The 22,589-nt window shown below is 72.7% G+C and carries 9 protein-coding genes; 4 read left to right on the forward strand and 5 right to left on the reverse strand.

Going from position 1 to position 22,589, the window contains the following annotated elements:
- The first annotated feature begins 138 nt into the window (after positions 1-138).
- The 3 genes from ACFVH0_RS22525 to argB all read left to right on the forward strand — a co-directional run bounded on the left by ACFVH0_RS22525 (position 139) and on the right by argB (position 5,793).
- A complete protein-coding gene (locus ACFVH0_RS22525; RefSeq protein WP_385822649.1) occupies positions 139-3,501 on the forward strand; it encodes a PQQ-binding-like beta-propeller repeat protein in 3,363 nt (1,120 codons plus the stop codon).
- Positions 3,502-3,515: 14 nt separating this feature from the next.
- Positions 3,516-4,814: a hypothetical protein gene (locus ACFVH0_RS22530; protein WP_385822651.1), complete on the forward strand. Its 1,299-nt coding sequence runs from the start codon at positions 3,516-3,518 to the stop codon at positions 4,812-4,814.
- 70 nt (positions 4,815-4,884) lie between these two features.
- Entirely contained in the window at positions 4,885-5,793 is a 909-nt protein-coding gene (gene argB / locus ACFVH0_RS22535; protein WP_385822653.1) for an acetylglutamate kinase, read from the forward strand.
- Between the two features lie 156 nt (positions 5,794-5,949).
- Here argB and ACFVH0_RS22540 read toward each other — a convergent pair whose 3' ends face one another.
- Positions 5,950-6,471, reverse strand: coding sequence for a GNAT family N-acetyltransferase (locus ACFVH0_RS22540; protein WP_385822655.1), 522 nt, complete (start codon positions 6,469-6,471; stop codon positions 5,950-5,952).
- Between the two features lie 155 nt (positions 6,472-6,626).
- On the reverse strand, positions 6,627-6,836 hold the full coding sequence (locus ACFVH0_RS22545; protein ID WP_385822657.1) for an MbtH family protein: 210 nt from the start codon (positions 6,834-6,836) through the stop codon (positions 6,627-6,629).
- A 171-nt stretch (positions 6,837-7,007) separates the two neighbouring features.
- On the opposite strand from ACFVH0_RS22545, the gene ACFVH0_RS22550 reads away from it, so the two are divergent.
- Positions 7,008-8,093 carry an alpha/beta hydrolase-fold protein gene (locus ACFVH0_RS22550; RefSeq protein WP_385822659.1) on the forward strand — a complete coding sequence of 362 codons (1,086 nt, stop codon included), beginning with the start codon at positions 7,008-7,010 and terminating at the stop codon, positions 8,091-8,093.
- Between the two features lie 45 nt (positions 8,094-8,138).
- Here the strand turns inward: ACFVH0_RS22550 and ACFVH0_RS22555 are convergent, their stop codons facing one another.
- Genes ACFVH0_RS22555 through ACFVH0_RS22565 form a run of 3 tightly spaced genes read right to left on the reverse strand, consistent with a single transcriptional unit; the run spans position 8,139 to position 22,575 of the window.
- Complete coding sequence (locus tag ACFVH0_RS22555) at positions 8,139-9,839, reverse strand: ABC transporter transmembrane domain-containing protein (protein WP_385822661.1); 1,701 nt, start codon at positions 9,837-9,839, stop codon at positions 8,139-8,141.
- Positions 9,826-20,730 carry an amino acid adenylation domain-containing protein gene (locus tag ACFVH0_RS22560; RefSeq protein ID WP_385822663.1) on the reverse strand — a complete coding sequence of 3,635 codons (10,905 nt, stop codon included), beginning with the start codon at positions 20,728-20,730 and terminating at the stop codon, positions 9,826-9,828. Before ACFVH0_RS22560 ends, ACFVH0_RS22555 begins: the two co-directional genes overlap by 14 nt.
- A gap of 57 nt (positions 20,731-20,787) precedes the next feature.
- On the reverse strand, positions 20,788-22,575 hold the full coding sequence (locus tag ACFVH0_RS22565; protein WP_385822665.1) for an ABC transporter ATP-binding protein: 1,788 nt from the start codon (positions 22,573-22,575) through the stop codon (positions 20,788-20,790).
- Positions 22,576-22,589: the final 14 nt, after the last annotated feature.

Genomic DNA, 22,589 nt, shown 5'->3' on the forward strand with positions numbered 1-22,589 from the left:
TTGATGACCTCCACGGCGCCGGATCCGGAGCCGGCCGACGCGACCTTCGGTACTCGTAGCTGAACGCCCGTGGACGGCTTGGTGAAAGCTGTTCGATCTTGACCGAAAAGCGGCGGTCACTGGCTAGCGTCCGCCTTTATGAAACGTATACGCACAGCGGCCGGGCTCTGTCTCGCGCTGCTGTTCCTCGTGCTGGGCATCGGCGCCCAGCCCGCGCTGGCGCATGTCTCTCGCCAGCACGCAGAACTCGTCGTGGCCACCGGGGACAACGTCACCAGCGGCCGTCTCATCGTCCACCGCGATCTCGTGTCCCCGGAGCAGGCCGGAGCCTGGGCGAACCGGCTGCTGCCGGCCGGCTGCCCGGCCACCGGTTCCGGCGTTCCCGGCGACAACGGCGGGGTACCCGGCGGAGTCGTGATCGAGCTGGCGTGGAGCTGCCACGTCGACGCGCTCGACCTGAGCCCGCTCATCGGCAAGGGCGGGCTGACGCAGGTCGTCGTCGAGTTCGACGGCACGACGGTCGACGCCTCGGCGGCCACGCCGCTGGTCGACGCCGAGGGCGCGCACGCCCTGCCCCGCTTCCCGTGGCTGACCGTCGCACTCGCGGTGGCCGCCGGTGTCCTGCTCGTACTCGCCGCGTTGCGGCTGCCCGCGCTGCTGCGGTCGCTGCGCACCCGCCGCCGGTTCCAGCTCGCCACCGTGGGCGCCGTCGCGCTGTCCTGCCTCGCTCCGCAGGCGGCGATCGCCGCCGACACGGCACCGGCCACCGTCACCGTCGAGGGCACCGTCTTCAAGGACACCAACGGCAACGGCCGGCGGGACAGGGGTGAGCGCGCCATGTCCGGCGTCGATGTCACCGACGGCGCCGTGTGGACCACGACCGGCGCGGACGGCTCGTACTCCCTCGCCATCGATCCGGGCCGGCGCGAGACCGACCTCGTCAGCATCGTCTCGCCCGACGGCTATACGCCCGCACTGCGCAAGGACTACATCCCGCAGTTCTTCCACAAGGTCCCCGAGACCGGCGGCAGGGGCGTCGACTTCGCGCTCGTACCGGACCGGAACGCCTCCGACCCGACCGAGACCTGGGTCATGAACTCCGACCCCGAGGTCGGCAACCGCACCGACGCCGAGGCCCGCACGGCACTGCCCCAGTGGACGGGGCAGGTCCGGGCGATGTCCGAGGTCGACGGTGCCACGATGCAGATCGCGACCGGTGACCTCACCGTCACGGACTACGCCGAGGAGCCGCGCCGCCAGGGCGCGTACGACCTCTTCAGCAAGGGGCTGGAGCAGGGGCGGCTCGGCCACCCCTTCTACCCGGTCATGGGCAACCACGACTTCGGCGGCACGGCCACTTCCCAGGGCTACGCCGGCAGCATGGAGTACTACCGCCGCAACATCGCCCCCGAGTGGTACAGCTTCGACCGCAACGGCCGGCACATCGTCGTCCTGGAGGACAACTACGACGCGAGCGGGCTGAAGCCGCAGCTGGAGTGGCTGCGCAGGGACCTGGCCCGGCACGCGGTCGGCAAGCAGGTGTTCGTCTTCGCGCACCGCTCGCTGTTCACCCAGTGGGGCCCGGGGACCGGCATGCAGCCGACCATCGACGAGCTGGCCGGGTACGACGTCCGGATGGTCGCCGCGGGCCACAACCAGCAGGCCGAATTCCGCCGCGGTGCCTTCGAACGGTCCGTGGAGATCAACAACCAGGGCACCTACGGGATCGACGGCGCCCACCCCGACTACAAGGTGCTGGACTTCACCGGCATCACCGACGATCCGCACACCCGCCGCGACGAGGACACCGGCCATGTCACCGGTGTCCACCGGCAGTTCGACATCGACGACGACAGCGCACTGGTCAGCCCCGCGCGGCACAGCGTGCACGGCTCGACCTCCGGAGTCCCCGTCGAGGTGTACGCCGAGGACGACGGCCGCACCCCGGCCAGAGCCCTGTTGACCGTACGGGACAGCCGCGGGCACGTGGTGAAACGGACCGGCCTGCGCTTCGGCCGGGAATCCGGCAGGCCCGGAATCGAGAACTGCTACACCCCGCCGGGCGGCAAGGCCGAACCGTGCCCCGACGCACGCGGGGCGTGGACCCGGGCGAGCGGCACACTGCACGGGCTGCGGCCCGGAACGTACGCCGCCGACACGACCGTGTACGACACCCGGGGCAAGGCGTTCCCCGCGCTTCCGGCGCTCCGGAGCACCTTCGACGTCGTACGGCAGTCCCAGCTTCCCGAGCCGAGGACCGGGCAGAACTGGCTCCGGCAGGGCGGCGACGAGGCCGGACGGTCCTCGGCCACCGACGGGCCGGGCCCGGAGCTGGACCTGAAGTGGGCCCGGCACACCGGCGAGCAGTTCAACCTGAACGGCTCGGTGGTCGCGGACGGCAAGGTGATCGTCTCGTCCCGCGCGTTCGACTCGCCGTACAGCATGATGCTCGCCTACGACATCAGGTCCGGGCGGGAGATCTGGCGCACCTACCTGGACGGCGACGCCGAGTCGGCGCCCACGCTCCACGACGGGCGGGTGTATCTGACGACCGGTGTCGGACGGATCTACGCGCTCGACGTCCGGGACGGCCATGTCGCCTGGGAGTCGATCGACCGTGAGGAGCAGCACGGCGACACGGTGCGCCGCTACGGCCGTGCGGGCGGACCGGTCAGTGTCTTCGCACTGACCGGACAGGACCGCACGGTGGCCGTCTACCAGGACTGGGACACCGTCCGCTGCCGTGACGCGCGCACGGGCACCCTGCTGCCCGGCGGCTTCGGCGCCGCCGCCTCCTGGGGCCAGTCCCACAGCACCGCGGTGCGCGAGCCCGGCTCCGACACCGCCTATCTGCACTCCTCGTCGAGCAACACGGTCATCGCCATGGACCTGACGAGCTGCAAGCAGCTGTGGTCGAAGGACACCGCCGGTGACATCGACAGCCACTCGTCGCCCGTGCTCACCGATCCCGCGTCGGGCCCGGCGAAGCTGGTGACCTTCACCGCGTCCGGCGTCCGCGGGCACGACCTGCGGACAGGCGCGGTGACCTGGGAGTCCAAGCTGGGCGGCGGCAGCACCTGTGAGCCGGGGCGCGCCCCGCTCACCAGCCCGGCCGTCCGGGGCGACATGGCCTACGTGGCAGGGCGGGACGGTGTCGTACGCGCCTATGACACGAGCGCCGCCGATCCCTCGAAGCCGGTGTGGGAGACCAGGGCCGGCTATCTGCCCGGGGAGAGCCCGCTGGACGACAAGTGGCGGGTCGCCATGGGGTGTTCGGCCGGGGACGGTTCGCCGACGATGCATCCGCTGGTGACCGGGAAGCTGGTGTACGTGGGGACGTGGGACGGGCGGCTGCTCGTCCTGGACCGCGCCACCGGCCGGCAGCTCGCCGCGTACAACCTCGGCGCGGGCGTCGCGTCGGCCCTCTCCGTCAGCGGTGACTGGGTCTTCGTCCTCACGGACGACGGCACGCTCCACGCGCTGGCCGCGCGCCGGAACTGAGAGGGAGCACCACCGTGCGATCACTCCGCACCGGGGTGCTGCTCCTGCTGTCCGCTGTCCCCGCGCTGCTCTTCGGCAGCGCGGGGACGGCCCAGGCGCACCCCTTCGGCACACCACCCGTCGTCCGGGTCGAGGCGGCGGGCCCCTCCGCCGTGGACGCGACCTGGTCCGCGCAGCAGGACGACATCGTCGTACTGAAGAAGAAATCCGGCGGCGATGTCACGGGCTATCTGCGCGGGCACATCGTCGTACGCCAGGACGGCAGCCCCTGCCGGACGGACCGGGTGGACGGCATGACGCTCCACTTCGTCTGCCCGCACCCGGTCGACCGGATCACGCTGACTGTCACCGCGCTCACGGACATCGACCCCGCCTACCGGACGCTGTCGGTGACCGACCTGGGCGGCGGCGGCCTGCACACGGCGAAGGAACCGACACGCACGCTCGCACTCAAGGGCGCGGTAGCGGCCGACCCGGCCTCGCCGGGCGGGAGTTGGACCAGCGATCTCAGCTCACTGCTCGACCGCGGGGTGGCCCTTCCCGTCGCGCTGCTCGTGGCGGCGGCCGTGGGTGCGCTGCACGCCTGCGCCCCGGGGCACGGCAAGTCGCTGGCCGCCGGATATCTGGTGGGCGGCCGGGGCAGACCTCGGGACGCGGTATGGCTCGGGGGCGTCGTCGCCGTGATGCACACGCTCTCGGTCGCCGCGCTGGCGATCGGCTGGTGGCTGGCGGCGAAGAACGCGCCGGACATCAAGGCGCTGACGGGCTGGCTGCAACTGGCCGGAGCGCTGGTGGTGGCGGGGGTGGGCGTGAGCCTGCTGCGACGCAATCTGCGGCACCGCGGACACCATCACTCCCATCACCACGAGGACCAAGACGAACACGGGCACGGACACGGGCATGGGCATGGGCACGGACACAGGCATGGGCATGGGCATGGGCATGGGCACGGACACAGTCACCACATTCCCGACGCCCCCTCACTGCTCACCTGGCGGGGCCTGGTCCTTCTCGGCGCGTCCGGGGGCCTGTTGCCCTCGCCGTCCGCCTTTCTGGTCCTGCTCACCGGGCTGCTCACGGGCAAGGTCGGCTTCGCCCTCGCGATGGTGGCCGCCTTCGGCGCGGGCATGGCCCTCACGCTGACGGGTGTCGGCCTGATCGTGCTGCGCGGGCGTGACGCGCTGCTCAACCGCGTCTCCCGCTCCTCGTTGCTGCAAACCTGGACACCGAGGATCCCGTTGTTCGCCGCCTCGGCGGTGACGGCCGGGGGCGTGGCGGCTTCCGCGATCGCGGCGGGACAACTTCTGGCGTGACGCCCACTTAGGTTAGGCTAAGTTAAGCAAAATCGGTGACTCGGACGAACGACCAGGGTGGGGGCAGACAATGGGACCGGTCGTCACGGAGTGTGCGGACGCGCATCCGTCCGCCGGGCCGCTTCGCCGGCCGGAGGAACCGCGGAGCGGCACGGTCGTCGTCAAGTTCGGCGGCAACGCCATGGTGGACGCGGAGCTTCAACGGACCTTCGCCCGGGACGTCGTGGAGCTGTGGCACACGGGCCTGCGCCCGGTCGTCGTGCACGGCGGCGGTCCGCAGATCAGCTCGATGCTCGACCGCCTCGGCCTGGAGACCCGCTTCGAGGCGGGGCTCCGGGTCACCACTCCGGAGACCATGGAGGTGGTGCGCATGGTGCTGAGCGGCCGGGTCCAGCGGGAACTGGTCAGCCACATCAACGCCCATGGACCGTACGCCGTGGGCATGACGGGCGAGGACGCGCACACCATGACGGCGGTGCGGCGGCCGGCCTGGGTGGACGGACGGGCGGTGGACATCGGGCTCGTCGGTGACATCGTGGACGTCAACCCGGACATGGTGGGCACGCTCCTGGAGCAGGGGCACATCCCGGTGGTCTCCCCCGTGGCACGCGGCGAGGACGGACAGGTCTACAACGTCAACGCCGACCTCGCCGCGTCGGCGCTCGCCGTGGCCCTCGACGCCGAGCGGCTGGTGATGCTCACCGATGTGGCCGGGCTGTACACGGACTGGCCGAACAGCGCCGAGGTGATAGAGCAGTTGACGGCCGATGCCCTGGACGGGCTGCTGCCGGGCCTGGCCGGCGGAATGCTGCCGAAGATGGAGGGCTGCCTGCGCGCCGTCCGCGGCGGTGTGCGCAAGGCGCAGGTACTGGACGGCCGCGTGCCGCACGCCGTGCTCCACGGCGTCCTCGGCGAGACCGGGCCCGGCACCACCGTGGTTCCCGGCAACGGCCCGGAGCGCGACAGCGATCCGGCCTGAACCGGGCGGACATCCCCGAAAGACCGGTTGCCGCCCCGGACTTCGGTCCGGGGCACGGATACGTACCGGTGGCCGGAGGACCTTCGCGCGGATCCGGGCCGCGTCGCGCCGTGGGCCGAGAACTCCGTTCAGAACAACGCCGCCGGCGGCCGGCCGTCACAGGGCCCTGGAGAGAATCCGCGCGTTGCGCCGGGGGTCCAGGGAATCCACCCAGGACGAGGGCGCCCGGCGCGCGGTCGTGGGCGCGAAGCCGTACCGGAGGAACAGGTCGCCACCACCGGTCGTCGCGGTGAACAGGGCGCCGAGCGATCGGGCGCGCGCCGTGGCCAGCGCGGCGCGCAGGAGCCCGGCGCCCACCCCGCACCCCTGCCGGTGCCCGGCCACGCAGAAGTTGTACAGAACGCCCACCGCGCCGCACCCCTCCCCCGATCCCGTCGGGTGCACCCGCAGGCCGACGGCGCCCTCGACGGGGCACCCGGGGGCCTGCGCCACGAGGAAGTCGGCCGCGTGGACGGCGAAGAGCGAGGCGGGCCGCTCCCGCAGCTCCCCCGAACACACGAAGGGCCGGGACAGTTCGGCGAGTTCGGCGGCGTCCCGCGCACGGGCGGGGCGCACGGAGTGCGTCGGCACGGGGAGCGCGGGCGGCAGCGGGGTGTGGCGCGGCGTGGCCGTGATCAAGACTTTCCTCACTCGGTTCACGATCGGAACCCGGTTCGTGATCGGAACCCGGTTCACGATCGGAGATCTGCTCGTCGCGGTGCCGCTGCGACGCGACGGGCGCAGGCGTCGACGAGCTCTTCCCGCGGGTGAACGCGGGGGTCCGCCGTGCCGGTTCAGTCGGTGGCCGCCGCGAGGGACCGGGGGCGCAGGTCGGTCCAGTGGGTCTCGATGTAGTCCAGGCATGCCTCGCGGCTGTTCTCGTCGAAGGCGATCGTCCAGCCGCCCGGCACCTCGGCGAAGCAGGGCCAGAGCGAGTGCTGCCCCTCGTCGTTCACCAGGACCAGGAAACGGCCTTCGGGGTCGTCGAAAGGATTGGTGCTCATGTGTCGGTGCCTCCTCGGGGCCGACGGGCCGGTGACGGCGGCGTCGTGAGTGTGCGTCAGGGCGCGGGTACGGGCGGGATCGGAAATGGAGGGAGCCAAAACATTAGGTTAGGCTCACCTAATACGAGCTGAGCCTAACCTCTTCCCCTTCCCTCTCACAAGGAGACGCCGATGCACCTGGTGAGCCCCTTCGCCGGGTTCGGACTGCCCGGCGAGCCCGGCACCGACGCGTTCTGGGCGGCGGCCCAAACCCCCGTATCGGTACCTGCCGACGACGGCGGCTGGCGGACCCTGTTCCTGTGGCGCGGCACCGAGGCCCTCATCGACTTCGAGAGCTGGTCGCAGCCGGTCCCCCTGCGCCGGTGGGCCGGTACGGACTGCTGGTACGCCGAAGTGCGCATGCCCGCACGGCTGCGGGTGACCTACCGGCTCATCGCGGACGGCGCGGCCCACGCCGACCCGTTCAACCCGGTGGGGGCCGGCGGTGACCGGTCCATCGCCGCGACCCCGGACGCCCCGGCCCAGCCGCACTGGCCCGCCGTGGGCGCCGACGACGTACTGCCGCTCCCCCGCACCCGGCTCCGCTGGGCGAGCGAGCGGCTCGGCGGGCGGCGCACCGTGCGCGTCCACCCGGTGGGCGGCGGCGGGCCGTTGGTCCTGCTGCTCGACGGGGACGACTGGCTGCATCTGCACCCGGCGATGACCGCGTTCGACTCGGCCGTCGCCTGCGGCGAGATGGCGCCCGTCACCCTGGTCTTCCTTCCGGCCAAGGACCGGCAGGCCGAATTCGGGTGCAGGCGCGAGCTGTGGGAGGCGGTCCGGGACGAACTGCTGCCGCTGGTCGCGGAATCCGGTGTCCCCGCCGACCCGGACCGGCTGGTGGTCGCCGGGCAGAGCCTGGGCGGGCTGAGCGCGCTGTACGCGGCGCTGGAGTTCCCGGACCTGGTCTCGCGGATCGCCTGCCAGTCGCCGTCCTTCTGGTGGGCGCCGGGCGCGGAGGACCGGCCGGACCCGTTGGGCGGCCCGGTCGGCGGCGCCGTCGTCGCGCGGCTGCGGCGCAACCCCGACCTGTCCGGACTGCGCTGCGCGTTCGACGTCGGGGAGCACGAGACGCGGATGCTGCCGCACTGTGAGCTGACCGAGGCGCTGACCGAACAGGCCGGTGCGACGGTACGGGTGTCGCGGTCGGCCTCGGACCACGACCGGGCGGGCTGGCGCCACGCCCTGCTCAGGGACGTCGCCTGGGCTCTCGCCTGAGCGGTGCCGGGGACGCGCCGCAGGCACGTCCCCGGCACCGGTCTCTCAACGGGCCACGGCCAGGCAGTAGTTCTCGTCGCCGGCCAGGAGGTTGCGGTGGGTGTCCTCGGCGGTGATGACGCCGTCGTCCAGGACGAGCACCCGGTCCGCGGCGTCCAGGAGGGCCGGACTGCTGGTGATCACGACCGTGGTGCGGCCGCGGCGCAGCTTCGCGACATTGCGGGCGATGAGCTGCTCGGTGACCGCGTCGACGGCCGTCGTCGGGTTGTGCAGGACCAGCACATCGGCGTCGGCGGCCAGGGCGCGGGCCAGGGAGAGCCGTTGGCGCTGCCCTCCGGAGAGGTTCGCCCCGCGGTCGCGGACCGCGTAGTCGAGCCCGTCGCGGTGCAGGGCCACGACATCGGTGAGCATGGACGCCTCGACGGCCTCGGGGATCGTCCGGCTCGTTCCCGACGGGTCGATGTTGGTGCGGAGCGTGCCCGCGAAGATCTCCCCGTCGTACGGGTTCACCAGCATGTGCTCGCGGACCGCCTCGACCGACAGGTCCGCCACCGCCTGCCCGCCGACCCGCACCACTCCCCCGTACGCGTCGGGCGCGACGTTCACCGCGAGGACCGACGCGAGGTCGGCGGCGGCCCGCGGCCGGTAGGCGGCGATCGCCACGAACTCCCCGGCGGCCACCTCGAACTTCAGCCCGCTCAGGGCCCCGTACCGGACGCCGTCGACCGCCAGGCCGCCGCCCGCCGACGGGCGCCGCGGCCCCGGGGTCGTCACCGGCGGCGCGGAGAGCACCAGGGCCATCCGCTCGGCCGAAGCACGCGCCATCATCACGTACTTGGGCATCTCCGAGAACATCTTGAGCGGTTCGATGATGAACTGCGCGAGGCCGACGGCCATGACGAGTTCCCCGATGGTGATCCGGCCGGCGAACGCCAGCCAGCCGGCCGTCAGGGACACGGCGGCGGCGAGGACCGCGTTGAGGGCCAGCGCGGTGCCCGCGTAGGCGCCGTTCACCCGGGCGACGGTGATCGCCTGGCGCTTGGCGTCCGTGCTGACCTTCCGGTAGGAGCCGAACGCGGCGTGGTTGCCGCCGAAGCCGTGCAGCGGGCGCAGGCCGGTGATCAGGTCGGCGACCTTCGCGCCCGCCCGCGCCACCCTGGCCTGCTGTTCGCGGGTGCCGGCGCCGATCCGCTTCGACATCACGGCCAGGACCGACAGGATCGCGAAGGTCCCCACGATCACCAGCAGGCCGAGCCGGATGTCGGCCAGGCTCAGCGCGACGGCCGCGACCACCACCGCGACCAGGGAGCTGATCAGCAGCGGCACCACCTCGATGATGTCGGCGGTCTGGTCGGCGTCCTCGGTGGCGATGGTCAGCACTTCGCCGGACTTCAGGTCGATGTCCCTGGCCACCGGCTGGAGCCCGCAGGCGGCCACCCGCACCCGCCAGCGGTGCGCCTCGGTCGTGTTGGCCTTCTGCAGGACGCGCATGCCGAACCGCCACGACAGCGAGACCGTCGTGATGATCACGGCCAGCGCGCCGATCGACAGGCCGAGCGCACCCGGGCTGCGGTCCTGCATCGTGTGCTCGACGATCAGGCCGAGCGCGATGGGGAAGGCCGTCTCCCCCGCCTGGTACAGGCCCATGAGGACGGTGCCCCGGACCATGGGGCCCACGTTGCGGCGCAGCGCGGTCCGCAGGATCTCCGCCCCCGGCCGGGGCCGCTGCGTGTCAGGAGTTTTCATCAAGGTGGCGGGCAATCGCTTCCGGGGTTCGCAGGGTGAACAGATCACGGATCGTGATCACAGGACCGTACTCCCGGCGGAGCAGCCCGGTCAGCCGCACCGCCAGCATGGAGTGCCCGCCGAGGGACACGAAGTCGCTCACCGCGCTCACCTCGTCGTCGTCCAGGTCGAGTGCCTCGGCGAAGAACTCGCAGACCACGGTCTCCGTCTCCGTCTCCGGGCCGCGTTCGCCGGCCGTGGTCAGCGCGCCCAGCGGCCTGGCCTCGGGGAGCGCCTTGGTGTCGGCCTTCCCGTTCACGGTCAGCGGGATGCTGTCGACCTGGGCGTAGTGCGTCGGGCGCAGGAAGTCCGGCAGCCCGGCACCCACTTCACCGGCGACCCGCGCCAGGTCGGCGCCGTCCAGTACGAGATAGGCGGCCAGCCGGTACGCGCCGTCGACCTGCGGGTCGGGCTGGGCGACCGCGGCGGCGAGGCGCACCGCCGGGTGCGCCGCGAACACCGCCTCGACCTCGCCGAGTTCGACCCGGTGCCCGCGGATCTTGACCTGCTGGTCGGTGCGGCCCAGGTACGTCAGGTTCCCGTCGGCCCGGCGGATCACCAGGTCCCCGGTGCGGTACATGCGCTCGCCGGGGGCGCCGAACGGGCAGGCGACGAAGCGGTGCGCGGTCTGGGCGCTCTGGCCGAGGTAGCCGCGCGCGATGCCGATGCCCGATACGTACAGCTCGCCGGGGACTCCATCGGGCAGCGGTCGCAGCCACGGGTCCAGTACGTAGACCTCGGTGTTGTCGATCGCCACGCCCACCACCGGGTCCTGGCACTCGAAGGTGCCGACGCCGAGGGTGTTGATGGTGTACTCGGTCGGCCCGTAGAGGTTGTAGCCGACCGTCCCCCCGGTTCCGGCGAGCCGCTGCCACAGCGTCGGGGTGACGGCCTCACCGCCCAGCAGCACCAGCGCCGGGCGCCGTTGCGGGTTGTCGAGCAGCCCCTCGGCCACCAGCTGCTGGGCGTAGGTCGGGGTCACGTTGATGACGTCGATCCCGTGCTCACCGCAGTACTCGACGAGCCGGGGGGCGTCGCGGCGCAGTTCCTCGTCGCAGATGTGGACCTCGTGGCCGTCGGCCAGCCACAGCAGCTCCTCCCAAGACATGTCGAACGCGAACGACACGGTGTGGGCGATGCGGAAGACCCGGTGGCCGTGCTCGGTGAGCACCGGTTCGAAGATCCGCCGCTGGTGGTTGATCAGCATGTTGGTGAGCCCGGCGTACTCGGTCACCACGCCCTTGGGCCTCCCGGTCGAACCGGAGGTGTAGATCGTGTACGCGGGGTGCCGCAGGCGGTCCGGGTCGTCCGGCGCGAACGTCACGTACGGATCGGCCGCGGGCAGCGGGCGGTCCAGTTCGATCAGGTCGCCGCTCAGCCGGGGCGACACCGCGCTCACGGTGAGGATCACCTCAGGCCGGGCGTCCGCGACGATCGCCGCGATCCGCTCGTCCGGGTGGTCCAGCTCCAGCGGTACGTAGGCGGCGCCGACGCGCAGCACGGCGAAGAGCGCCACGATCGAGTCGAGGGAGCGCGGGATCGCGAGGCCCACGGCCGTCTCGGGGCCGATGCCGCGCGCGGCGAGCACCCCTGCCACCGCCCGGCTGCGTTCCTGGAGCTGGGCGAAGGTCAGGGTCGAGCCGTGGGCGACGAGCGCCACCCGCTGCGGATCGCGGTCCGCCGCCCGGTCGAAGCGGTCCACGACGGTGTCGGTGCCGATGTCGGTGCGTACGGCGGGCTCGGGGGCCGGGGCCGGTCCCGGCAGCGCGCCCAGCCGGCCCGTGGACCGGGCCAGGTCCTCCAGGACCCGCAGGTACTCGTCGAGGAGGCGGCGGGCGCCCTCGGGGTCGTCGTCGCGGTGCTCCAGCTTGACCGTGAGCCGGTCGCCGGGCGTGACGACCCAGGTGAACGGGTAGTGCGTGGAGTCGTCGGCCTGCACCGAGGTGATGCCGTGCCGGGCGTTCATCTCGGCGAAGGCGTCCAGGTCCAGGAAGTTCTGGAGCACGAACAGGTTGTCGAACAGGGTGTCGTGGCCACTGGCCCGCTGGATCTCGCCGAGCCCCAGGTGCTCGTGCTCCATCGCCTCGACCCGGGCCTTCTGTACGGCGGTCAGGTACCCGCCGACCGTGTCGTCCGGCCGGGCCCGTGTCCACATCGGCACCGTGTTGAGCAGCACGCCGACGATCCCGTCGTGGCCCTCGCCCTCCCGGCCCGAGACGGTCACGCCGAACACCGCGTCACCGCGGCCCGTGCGAGCGCCGAGCAGCAGGCCGAACGCGCCGGTCAGCACCGAGTTCAGGGTGACGCCGTGCACCCTGGCGGACTCGCGCAGCAGCTCGGAGAGTTCGGCGGACATCGTGTGCGTGAGGGCGCGCGGCAGCGCGTCGGAGAGGGCCGGGGCCGGTCCGGCGAGCAGCGTCGGACCGGCCAGCCCTGCCAGGTGCTCGGCCCAGAAGCGGTTCGACGCCTCGGGGTCCTTGGCGTCGAGCGCCCGGGCGTACTCCTCGAAGCTCGGCACGGCCGGGGCCGCGACCGGCGGTTCGCCCGCCACGACGGCCTCGTACGCGTCGAGCAGGTCCCGCAGCACGATCTCGCGGGACCAGCCGTCCCAGAGCAGCAGGTGGTAGCTGAGCAGCAGTCCGTCCCGGCCGTCGGGCAGCCGCACCACGGTCAGCCGGATCAGCGGCGGTTCGCCCGGGTCGAAGCCCGACTCGCGGTCGCGGACGCGCAGCGCCTCGGCCTCGGCGTCCGTCGCCGGTTCGACGGTACGGACGTCGATCCGCCGGTCCGCCTTGAGGACCTGGACCGGGTTTCCGTCGTCGTCGGTGGTGAAGCCCGCGCCCACGACCGGGTGGCGCCCGATCACGTACGACATCGCCTCGGCCAGCGCGTCGGTGTCCAGGCGCCGGTCGAAGGTGAACCAGCTCTGCGCGACGTAGTGTCCGGCCGGGCCGGCCATCTGGGCCTGGAAGAACAGGCCCCGCTGGAGCGGGGTGACCGGTGCGGTGCGCTCGGCCGTCGTGGAGGCGTCCGCGATGTGCTCCAGGGCGCGGCGCCAGTGCTCGGTGATCGCGTCGGGTATGCCCCGGGCGAGGATGAACTCCGCGTGCAGGCTGCCGGTGGTGTCGTCGGTCCAGGCGTTGACCTCGACGGCGTACGGGCTGTTCCCGTCGCCGCCGGTGAGGTGGAGTGCCCGGGACTCGCCGCCCCGGCCGAGGTAGTTGAACAGCACCTGCGGGCGGGCGGTCAGCAGCGGGGCGGTCTGCGGGTTGAGGTACCTGAGCCGGCCGTAGGCGGCGTGCTCGGCCTCGTCGGGCTGGCGTTCGGCGAGCTCGTGCGCCGCCGCGACGGGGTCGGTGTGCGCGGTGAGCCGCACCGGCGCGATGGCGGTGAACCAGCCGACGGTACGGGTGTAGTCGTGGTGTTGCAGGGCCGGTACCCGGCCGTGCCGCTCCAGTTCGATCGCGAGATCGGTGGGCGTGGACTGGACGCGGGTCAGCGCGGTGCGCAGCGCGCCGCAGAGCAGCTCGGTGAGGCCCACGCCGAGTGCGGCGGGGGCGGTGCGGGTCACCCGGTCGCTCGTCCCGGGGGCGAGTACGACCGTGGTCCGGCGCAGGCCCTCGACCTCGGGCAGCAGTGCGGGCGCCCGGAGCGTGGTGATCCAGTGGCCGAGTCCGCCCGTCTCCTGGGCGGCCCGGACGGCCAGCGCCTCGGCGTACTCGGCGTACGGCGTGGTCGGCGGTGCCAGGGGCGTGCCGCTCATCGCGGTGGTCAGGTCGTCGAGGAGGATCAGCCAGGACACCGCGTCGACGGCGAGGTGGTGCACGGTGACGACCAGGGTCCGGCTCACCGCGAGCCAGGAGAACGCGATGACGTCCCCGGCTTCGGGATCGAGCCGCCCGGCCGCCTCGTTCGCCGCGGCCGTCGCGTCGGCGGCGTCCGACGGTACGACGGTGACCTCGCGGGCGGGTTCGGTGCGCAGCGCCCACACGCCGTGCTCGGTGCTCAGCCGCAGCCGGAGCGCCGGGTGCGCGGCCACGACGGCGTCGGCGGCACGCCGGATGTCGGCGAGGCCGATGCCCTCGGCCACCTCCACCGCCCGGGCCTGGGCGAACCGGTCGAGCGATCCGCCCAGTTCGCGCCGGCGCAGGACGATCGGGGTCGCCGGCAGCGGGCCGTCCTCGCGGCGGGCCGGCGCGGGCGCCGCCGCCCGCGGGGTGCGTGTGCCCAGGTGGCCGGCGAGCGCGCGCGGTGTCTTCAGCAGGAACACGTCGCGGGGGGCGATCGGCAGGCCGAGCGCCCTGGCCCGGTTGATCACGGTGATGGCGACGATGCTGTCGCCCCCCGCGCCGAAGAAGTCGGTGTCGGCGTCCACGGTGACGCCGGGCAGCGTCTCGGTGAAGATGCCGATCAGTGCGGTGAGCGCAGAGTCGCCAGCGGCCACCGGGGCGGTGCCCGGTGCGGACGGCGGCGTACCGTCCTCGGCGGCGCGTTCGGCCAGTGCCTTGCGGTCCAGCTTGCCGTTGACCGTGAGCGGCAGGGCGTCGACCGGCAGCACCCGGCCCGGCACCATGTGGACGGGCAGTTTGGTGGCCAGCAGGCCGGTGAGGTCGTCGGGCACCCGGCCCACGACGTGTGCGACGAGGTGGTCGCCGCTGTCCGCCACGGTGACGGCCGCATCGACGACCCCGTCGAGTTCCCGGACCGCGGACTCCACTTCGCCCAGCTCGATACGGAAGCCCTTGAGCTGCACCTGGTCGTCGGCCCGGCCGGTGAACTCCAGCTCCCCGTCGAGCGTGCGGCGGGCGAGGTCGCCCGTGTGGTACATGCGGGAGCCGTCGGACGCGAACGGGTTCGCCACGAACCTGCCCGCGGTGAGCCCCGGCCGGCCCAGGTAGCCGAGCGACACCTGGTCACCGGCGACGTAGATGGCGCCCGTCCGGCCCGGCGGCACCGGCCGCAGCCGGTCGTCGAGCAGATGGACGACCAGGCCGGGGATCGGACCGCCGATCGGGCTGATGTCGTCACCGAGCGCGAAGTCCTCGTCGGTGAGCACCCGGTGGGTGACATGGACGGTGGTCTCGGTGATGCCGTACATGTTGACCAGCTCGGGCGATCCGGTGCCGTACCGCTCGACCCAGCCGCGCAGCCGCCCGAGGTCCAGCGCCTCGCCGCCGAAGACGATCCGGCGCAGCGCGGTGGCCCGTTCCCCGGCGTGCCGGTCGGCCTCGATGAACCGGTGGAACGCCGAGGGGGTCTGGTTGAGGACGGTCACCCCGCGCTCGCGGACCAGCCGGTGGAAGTCGACCGGGGAGCGGGTCAGCGCGTACTCGGGCACCAGCAGCTCGCCGCCGTGCACCAGGGCGCCCCACAGCTCCCAGACCGCGAAGTCGAAGGAGAAGGAGTGGAACTGGACCCACACGTCGTCCGGGCCGAAGTCCATGTCGGGGGCGGTGTTGGCGAGGAGCGTCACCACGCTGCGGTGCGGGACGGCGACGCCCTTGGGCCGTCCGGTCGAGCCGGAGGTGTAGATCACATACGCGGGGTCGTGCGGGGCGGCGTCGGCCCCGGTGGTGGCCTGCGGCAGCTCGTCCCCCTGGACGAGCACCCGGGCCTTCACGTCCGCGCGGGCCAGCAGCCGGGTGAAGCGGTCCTGTTGTTCCCGGTCCACGAGCACGACCTGCGGGGCGGCGTCGGCGAGGATGTACTCCAGCCGCTCGTCCGGGTACGCCAGGTCCAGCGGCACGTACGCGCCGCCCGCGGTGACGATCGCGACCAGGGCGACGACCTGCTCCACGGAGCGGGGTACGGCGACGGCGACCCGCTTGCCGGGGCCGACCCCGGCCGCACGCAGGACCGCGGCCAACTCGCTCTTGGCGTCGGCCAGTTCACCGTAGGTCAGGGACCGGGTGGCACCGTCCAGGGCGCACTGGGTGACGGCGGTGGCCGCCGGATCGCGGTTCGCTGCGGCGTCGAACAGCTCGCCCAGGGTCGCCGGGGAGACCGGCGCCGGGCGCCGGGCGGTGTCCGGGGCCAGGGCACCGGCCGGGGCGTCCGGGCGGTCCAGCAGGCCGGTGAGGGTCTCGGTGAAGGTGCGCAGGATCGCCTCGGCGCTCGTCTGGCGCAGCAGCTCACCGTCGTGGATCAGGTTGAAGCGCGGCCGGCCGTCGGGCGTGCGCTCCACCACCAGCGTCAACGGGTAGTGCGGGGCGCCCTCGTTGACGATCCCGGTGATGGTCAGGGTGTCGTCGTGGCCGCGCAGCGCGGCCACGTCGGTGGCGACGTCGAAGACCACCAGGGTGTCGAAGAGGGAGCCGGTTCCGGCCTGGCGGCCGATCCTGGCCAGCGAGACGTGCTGGTGCGCCAGCACGGCGCTCTGGTGTTCCCTGACCGTGGCGAGCAGTTCGCGCGCCGTGGTGCCGTCGGTCCACCGGGCGCGCACGGGAACGGTGTTGATGAACAGGCCCACCATGTCCCCGATGCCGGGCACCTCCGCGTCACGCCCGGAGACGGTGGAGCCGAAGACGACGTCGTCGGCGCGCAGGATGCCGCCCAGGGTCAGCGCCCACGCGCTGTGCACGGCCACGCTCAGGGGCACCCCGGCCGACCGTACGGCGGCGTCGATGTCGTCGGCGGGTTCGACGGCGATGTCCGCGAACCGTTCGGAGGGGGTGTGCCCCTCGGCGACCAGCGAGGGGCCGGTCAGACCCGCGAGTTCACCGCGCCACACCCGGTCGCTCTCGTCCTGGTCGCGTCCGGCGAGCCAGCTCACGTAGTCGCGGTACCCGCCGAGCGGGTACACGGTCCCCGGCGCGTGGTACTCGGCCAGCAGCGCGCGGAGCATCGGCGGTACGGACCAGCCGTCGGCGATGATGTGGTGCACGGTCTGCACCAGTACGTTGCGCCCGGCGCCGGCACGGATGAGCGTGTACCGCATCAACGGCCCGGCGGCCAGGTCGAATCCGGCGCGGCGGTCCCGCTCGGCGTGCTCGCGGATCTCGTCGTCGGTGATCGCGGGACGGTCCAGTGTGGTGAACGGCGCCGCCGTGCCGCCTTCGAGCACGGAGACGACCCGGCCGTCCGCGAGGGCGGTGAACCGGGCGGCCAGGTTGGGGTACAGCGTGAGCAGCCGGGTGGCCGCCGCCGCGAGCCGGTCGGCGTCCACGTCACCGTCCAGGGTGAGCAGTTGCTGTTCGACGTAGCTGCCGGTCGCGTCGTCGTCGAAGACCGAGTGGAAGTACAGGCCCTCCTGGAGGGGCGTCAGCGGCAGGATGTCGCGCAGCGCCGGGCCGTCCAGGTCGTCGACATCGGCCTGGGTGAGCTCCACCAGCGGGAAGTCGCTGGGGGTGTGGCCGCCGTCTTCGAGCGCGGCCAGGGTGGTCAGGGCGGACCGGAAGTGCCGGCCGAGGGTGGTGATGTCCTCGTCGGTGAACATCCCTTCGGGCCAGGAGATGGTGGTGACCAGCCGGTACTCGCCGTTGGCGTCGGGTTCGGCGATCGCGTTGAACTCCAGGGCGCGTGGCAGCCGCATCCTCGGGTCGCGCTTCTCACCCAACTGCCCGGTGGTGTGCGCGAGTTGCCAGTCACCGCCGACGCCCGCGTCGAAGCGGCCGAGGTAGTTGAAGAGCACCTGCGGTGCGGGCGTACTCAGCCCGGTGCCGGTCAGGTGGTGCAGGGCGCCGTAGGAGACGCCGTTGCTCGGAACCCGGGCGAGGTCCTCCTTGACCGCCCTGAGGGCGGTGGCCAGGTAGGCGGGTGCGGTGAGGTCGGCCGCCGCGCCGGGGTCCACGGTGACCGGGAACAGTGTGGTGAACCAGCCGACGGTCCGGGACAGTTCGGGCTCGAAGCCGGCGGACTCGGCCACGACGCCTCCCTCGCGGCCGTGTCCCTCCAGTTCGATGTGGGCGAAGGTCTGGTCCTGGCCGCGGTCGCGGCGCCACCGGGCGAGGGTGACGGCGAGCGCGGTCAGCAGTACGTCGTTGACGCCCGCGTGGAACCTCGCGGGGACGGTGCCCAGCAGGGCGGCCGTGTCCTCGGGCCCGACGTCGACGGTCCTGGTCCGCTCCCGGGCGACGGTGTCGGCCTCGGTGGGCGCACGTCTGCCCAGCGGTGCGTCCGTGCCCGGCAGCGGCCGCTCGAAGTGGGCACGGTCCGCGTCGAAGGCCGTGCGTTCCAGCAACTGGGTCCAGCGCCTGAACGACGTTCCCACCGGCGGCAGTTCGACCGGGGCGCCCGAGGCGTACCGGCCCCATGCCGTGGCGAGATCGTCCATCAGGATCCGCCAGGACACACCGTCGATCACGACATGGTGGGCAACCAGTACCAGTTGCCGCGCCTCGCGGCGCCACACCGCGCGCAGCATCACGCCGTGGTCCGGGTCGAGCCCCTCGGTGGCGAGCGCGACGCACTCCTCCAGCGGCAGTCCGCTCTCCTGCCATCCCACGACGGCCCGGCCGGCCTCCGGGATCTCGAAGCTCCAGCGCTCGCCGCGCACCAGTTCGGCACGGAGCATGTCGTGCCGCCCCAGCACCGCGGCGAGGATCGCGTCGAGCGCCCCGGCGGTCAGCTCCGCCGGGGTGTTGAGCACGACGGACTGCACGAAGCCGTCGATGGCGTCGGTGGTCCGGCCGAGCCACTGCACGATGGGTGATCCCACGACGGAGCCGGTCGCGACGTCGCCGTGGTCCGCGGCGGACACGTCCTCGTGGCCCGCCACCGCGGCCAGCGCCCCGAGGACGCTGTGGGTGAAGATCTGCCGTGCGGTGACGTAGAGCCCGGCGTCCCGCAGTGCGCCGAGCAGTGAGATGGCCAGGATGCTGTCGCCGCCGAGCTGGAAGAAGTCCTGGTCGACACCGGCCTGTTCCAGCCGCAGCACCGACGCGACGGCCGCGCACACCACCCGCTCGTTCTCGGTGGCGGGCGCCACGACGGCTCCGGTGCCGATCACGGGCTCCGGCAGGGCGCCCCGGTCGAGCTTGCCGTTCGCGGTGAGCGGGAACTCCGTCATCACGACGAGATGGGCGGGCACCATGTACTCGACCATGTGCCCGGTGGCCCACGCCTTGACGTCGTCCGCCCGCAGGGCCTCGTGGCCGGCGGCCGGGATCACGTACCCCACCAGGTAGGTGCCTCCCGCCGTGTTCTTCTTCGCGACGACGCAGGTGTGCCGCACCCCGGGGTGCTCCGCGAGACCGGCCTCGACGTCCTCGATCTCCAGCCGCATGCCGCGGATCTTGATCTGGTTGTCGGCGCGGCCGAGGAAGTCCAGCGATCCGTCCGGGGCGAACCGGGCCAGGTCACCGGTGCGGTACAGCCTTGACCCGTCGGAGGCGAAGGGGTTCGCCACGAACCGGGACGCCGTCAGGCCGGGCGCGTTGACGTAGCCGCGCCCCAGGAGGAGTCCGCCCGCGTACAGTTCGCCGCCGACCCCGACGGGGACCGGGCGCAGCTCGTCGTCGAGCACGTACAGCTGGGTGTTGGGGTTGGCCCTGCCGATCGACGTGGACAGCCGTTCGGCCTCGCCCCGGTAGATGACGTGGGAGACGCCGATGGTCGTCTCGGCGGGGCCGTAGCCGTGGTACAGCGGGATGTCGAGCCGGGTGCGGAATCGCTCGTACAGTTCGGGGGTCAGCACCTCGCCGCCGCACCACACGTGCCGGAGGCTGTCCAGCCGGCCGGATTCGCCCGCGATCTCCAGGAGTACGTCCAGCATCGACGACACCAAGTAGGTGAAGGTGACCCGGTGCTCGGCGATCACGCTCAGCAGGTGGTGCGGGTCGCGTTCGCCGCCGGGCCGCAGGATCACCAGCCTGCCGCCGGAGACCAGCGGCAGGAAGATCTCGTTGATCGAGATGTCGAAGGAGAGCGGCGCCTTGAACAGCGAGGCGTCGTCGTGGCCGAAGCCGAGGATCTCGTCGACCTGCCACAGCAGACGCTCGCTGATCCCCTCGTGCCGGATCATGGCGCCCTTGGGCCGTCCGGTCGAGCCGGAGGTGAAGATCACATAGGCCAGGGCCGTGCCGGGGACGGTCGTCTCCGGGCCCTCGGCCGGCCGGTCGCCGAACTTCCAGTCGCCGAGATCGACGGCCACGGCGTCCGGTTCACCCGGGGCGTGCTCACCCGAGTCGTTGAGCTGCAGTACGGCGCGGGCGTCCTCGACGACGACGGCGCGGCGCGCGGCGGGCCACTGCGGGTCGAGCGGTACGAACGCGCCCTTCGCCCGCAGGACGGCGAGGAGCCCGATGACCATCTCTGCCGAGCGGCCCAGCGAGATGCCGACGACCTGCTCGGCACCGAGTCCCCGCGCGATCAGGTGATGGGCCAGCTGGGCGGAGCATTCGTCCACTTGACGGTACGTCAGCGAGCGCCGTTCGTCGGTGATCGCGACGGCGTCGGGCCTGGCGCGCGCCTGCTCGCGGAACATCTCCATGATGGTCGGGCGGACCCGGTCGGCCCGGGTGTCGTTCCACTCGGCCAGGGCTTCGATCCTCGCCGCCGGGCCGGACGGGCCGATGGTGCCGACGGGCCGGTCCGGGAAGTCGGCCAGGTCGTCCAGTGCGAGTTGCGCGTCGGCGAGGACCACACCGTCGGGCACGGTGATGCTGCGACCGTCCTCACTCAGCTCCCAACCCGTGGTTCCGGCGCCGCCGTTGGCGACCCAGGCGAGCACGTCGGTGAACTGCGTGCCGGGGGTGAGGTCCAGGCCGTCGGGGCCGAGGCCGGTCGCCCAGTACGCCAGTCCGATGGCGCACGCTCCGGCGATGGTCCGGTCACCGTGGTCGCCGGTCCGCCGGCGTACGTCGGTCAGGCGAGCGGGAGAAAGCAGCACGCGAGGGGTGCTCGGTTCCATCATCGAAGACTCAGCATCCTTCCGAGGTATGCAAGTTAGCCTAACCTAACTCAGGCTTACCTAACTACCCTCGCGCCAGGCGCGCCACAGGCGTGCGTACTGGCCGCCCAGAGCCACCAGCTCCCCGTGTGTACCCTCCTCCACCACGCGCCCCTCGGACAGCACGGCGATCCGGTCCGCCGCCATCGCCTGGGTCAGCCGGTGCGCCACGAACAGTGTGGTCCGGCCCGAGCAGGCGGCCAGCACGGCCCGTTCGAGTTCGGCGGCGCCCTCGCTGCCCGCCTCCGCGGTCGACTCGTCGAGCACCACCACCGGGGCACGGCCCAACACCAGCCGGGCCAGGGCGATCTGCGCGACCTTGGTGACATCGAGACGCTCGCCGCCCTCGCCGACCATGGTGTTCAGCCCGTCGGGCAGCAGCTCCACCCACTCGCCGGCGCCGACCGTGCGCAGGGCGTCCAGCAGCCGGTCGTCGCTCGCGCCGGGCGCGGCGAGCCGCAGGTCCTCGGCGAGCGGACCCGAGAAGACGTGGGTCTCCTGCGTCAGGATGCTCACCAGGGCCCGCGCCCCGGCCTCGTCCAGACCGGCGAGGTCCTGCGATCCGATGCGCACCGCCCCGCTCCGCGGCGCCCCTGTGCCGGCGACGAGGGCGGCCAGGGTCGACTTGCCCGCACCCGTCGCGCCCACCAGGGCGAGTGAACCCCCGGCCGGGATGGACAGGTTCACATCCCGCAGGACCGGTTCGTCGCTGCCCGGATAGCTGAAGGTCAGCCCCTCCACCGTCACCGGATACGACCCGGGGTCCGCCTGCGCGACGGACACATCGCCCACCAGCCGGTCCTCCGCGGGCTCCCCCAGCACCCCGACCAGGCGGGTGAGGCTCGCGCCCGACTTCTGCGCCTCGTCGAAGGTGAACATGATGGCGCCCAGCGGGGTGAACAGCCGGTGGAACATCAGCGGGGCCGCGGACACCTCGCCCAGACTCGCGGCGTCGGCCTCCAGCAGGGCGTATCCCACCACGATGATGAGGACCAGTCCGATGAACTCGGCGCGGTTCTCCCGGCCGACGAACCGCCCGAAGAACCGGAACACCTCGACGCCGAGATCGCGCACCCGCCACGACTCCTCGGTGACCTTCTCGCGGACGGCGCCCTCCAGGCGGTACGCCCGTACGGTGTCGATCCCGTTGAGGCCACTGATCAGCGCCTGCGCACGGTCGGCCTGGGCGGCCCGCTGCTTGCGGTAGAGCGGTGCGGAGCGGGGCAGGTACCACCGCAGGGCCAGCGCGTACGCGGGCAGCGCGCCGGCGCCGGCCAGGCCGAGCCGCCAGTCCAGTCCGAACATGCCGACCGTGGCGATGACGACCAGCACGCCCGCCGAGAACACCGTGGGGATGGCGGCCCTGATGCCCTTGGACAGCACGGCCACGTCGTCACCGACCCGGGACAGCACATCGCCCCGGCCGACCTGCTCGACGCGAGCGCTCGGCATCCCGAGCACCGCGCGGACGGCGCCCTCCCGCAGCCGGGCGAGCAGATCCGCGCCCAGCCGCCCGATCAGATACGTCGACAGCGCGGTGGCCACCGCGCCGAGCAGCGCGGCGGACCCCATCAGCACCCCGACCGTGACCAGCACGGAGCGCGATTCGCCCTCGACCACCCCGTCGACCACCCGGCCCAGCAGGAGCACGGGAAGCACCTGGAGCGCCGCCCCGGCCACCGTGGTGAGCACGGTGGAGGCCGTCAGCAGCGGGGAGCGGCGGCAGTGCGCCACGACCCATGCGGTGGCCTCGCCCCCGGTCGCCGTGCGCAGGGTTGCGGGGGCGACGGGGGTGTCGGTGGCACTCACACGAAGACCAAATC

It is taken from the genome of Streptomyces sp. NPDC127117, from assembly GCF_042677325.1.
Classification (GTDB): Bacteria; Actinomycetota; Actinomycetes; order Streptomycetales; family Streptomycetaceae; genus Streptomyces.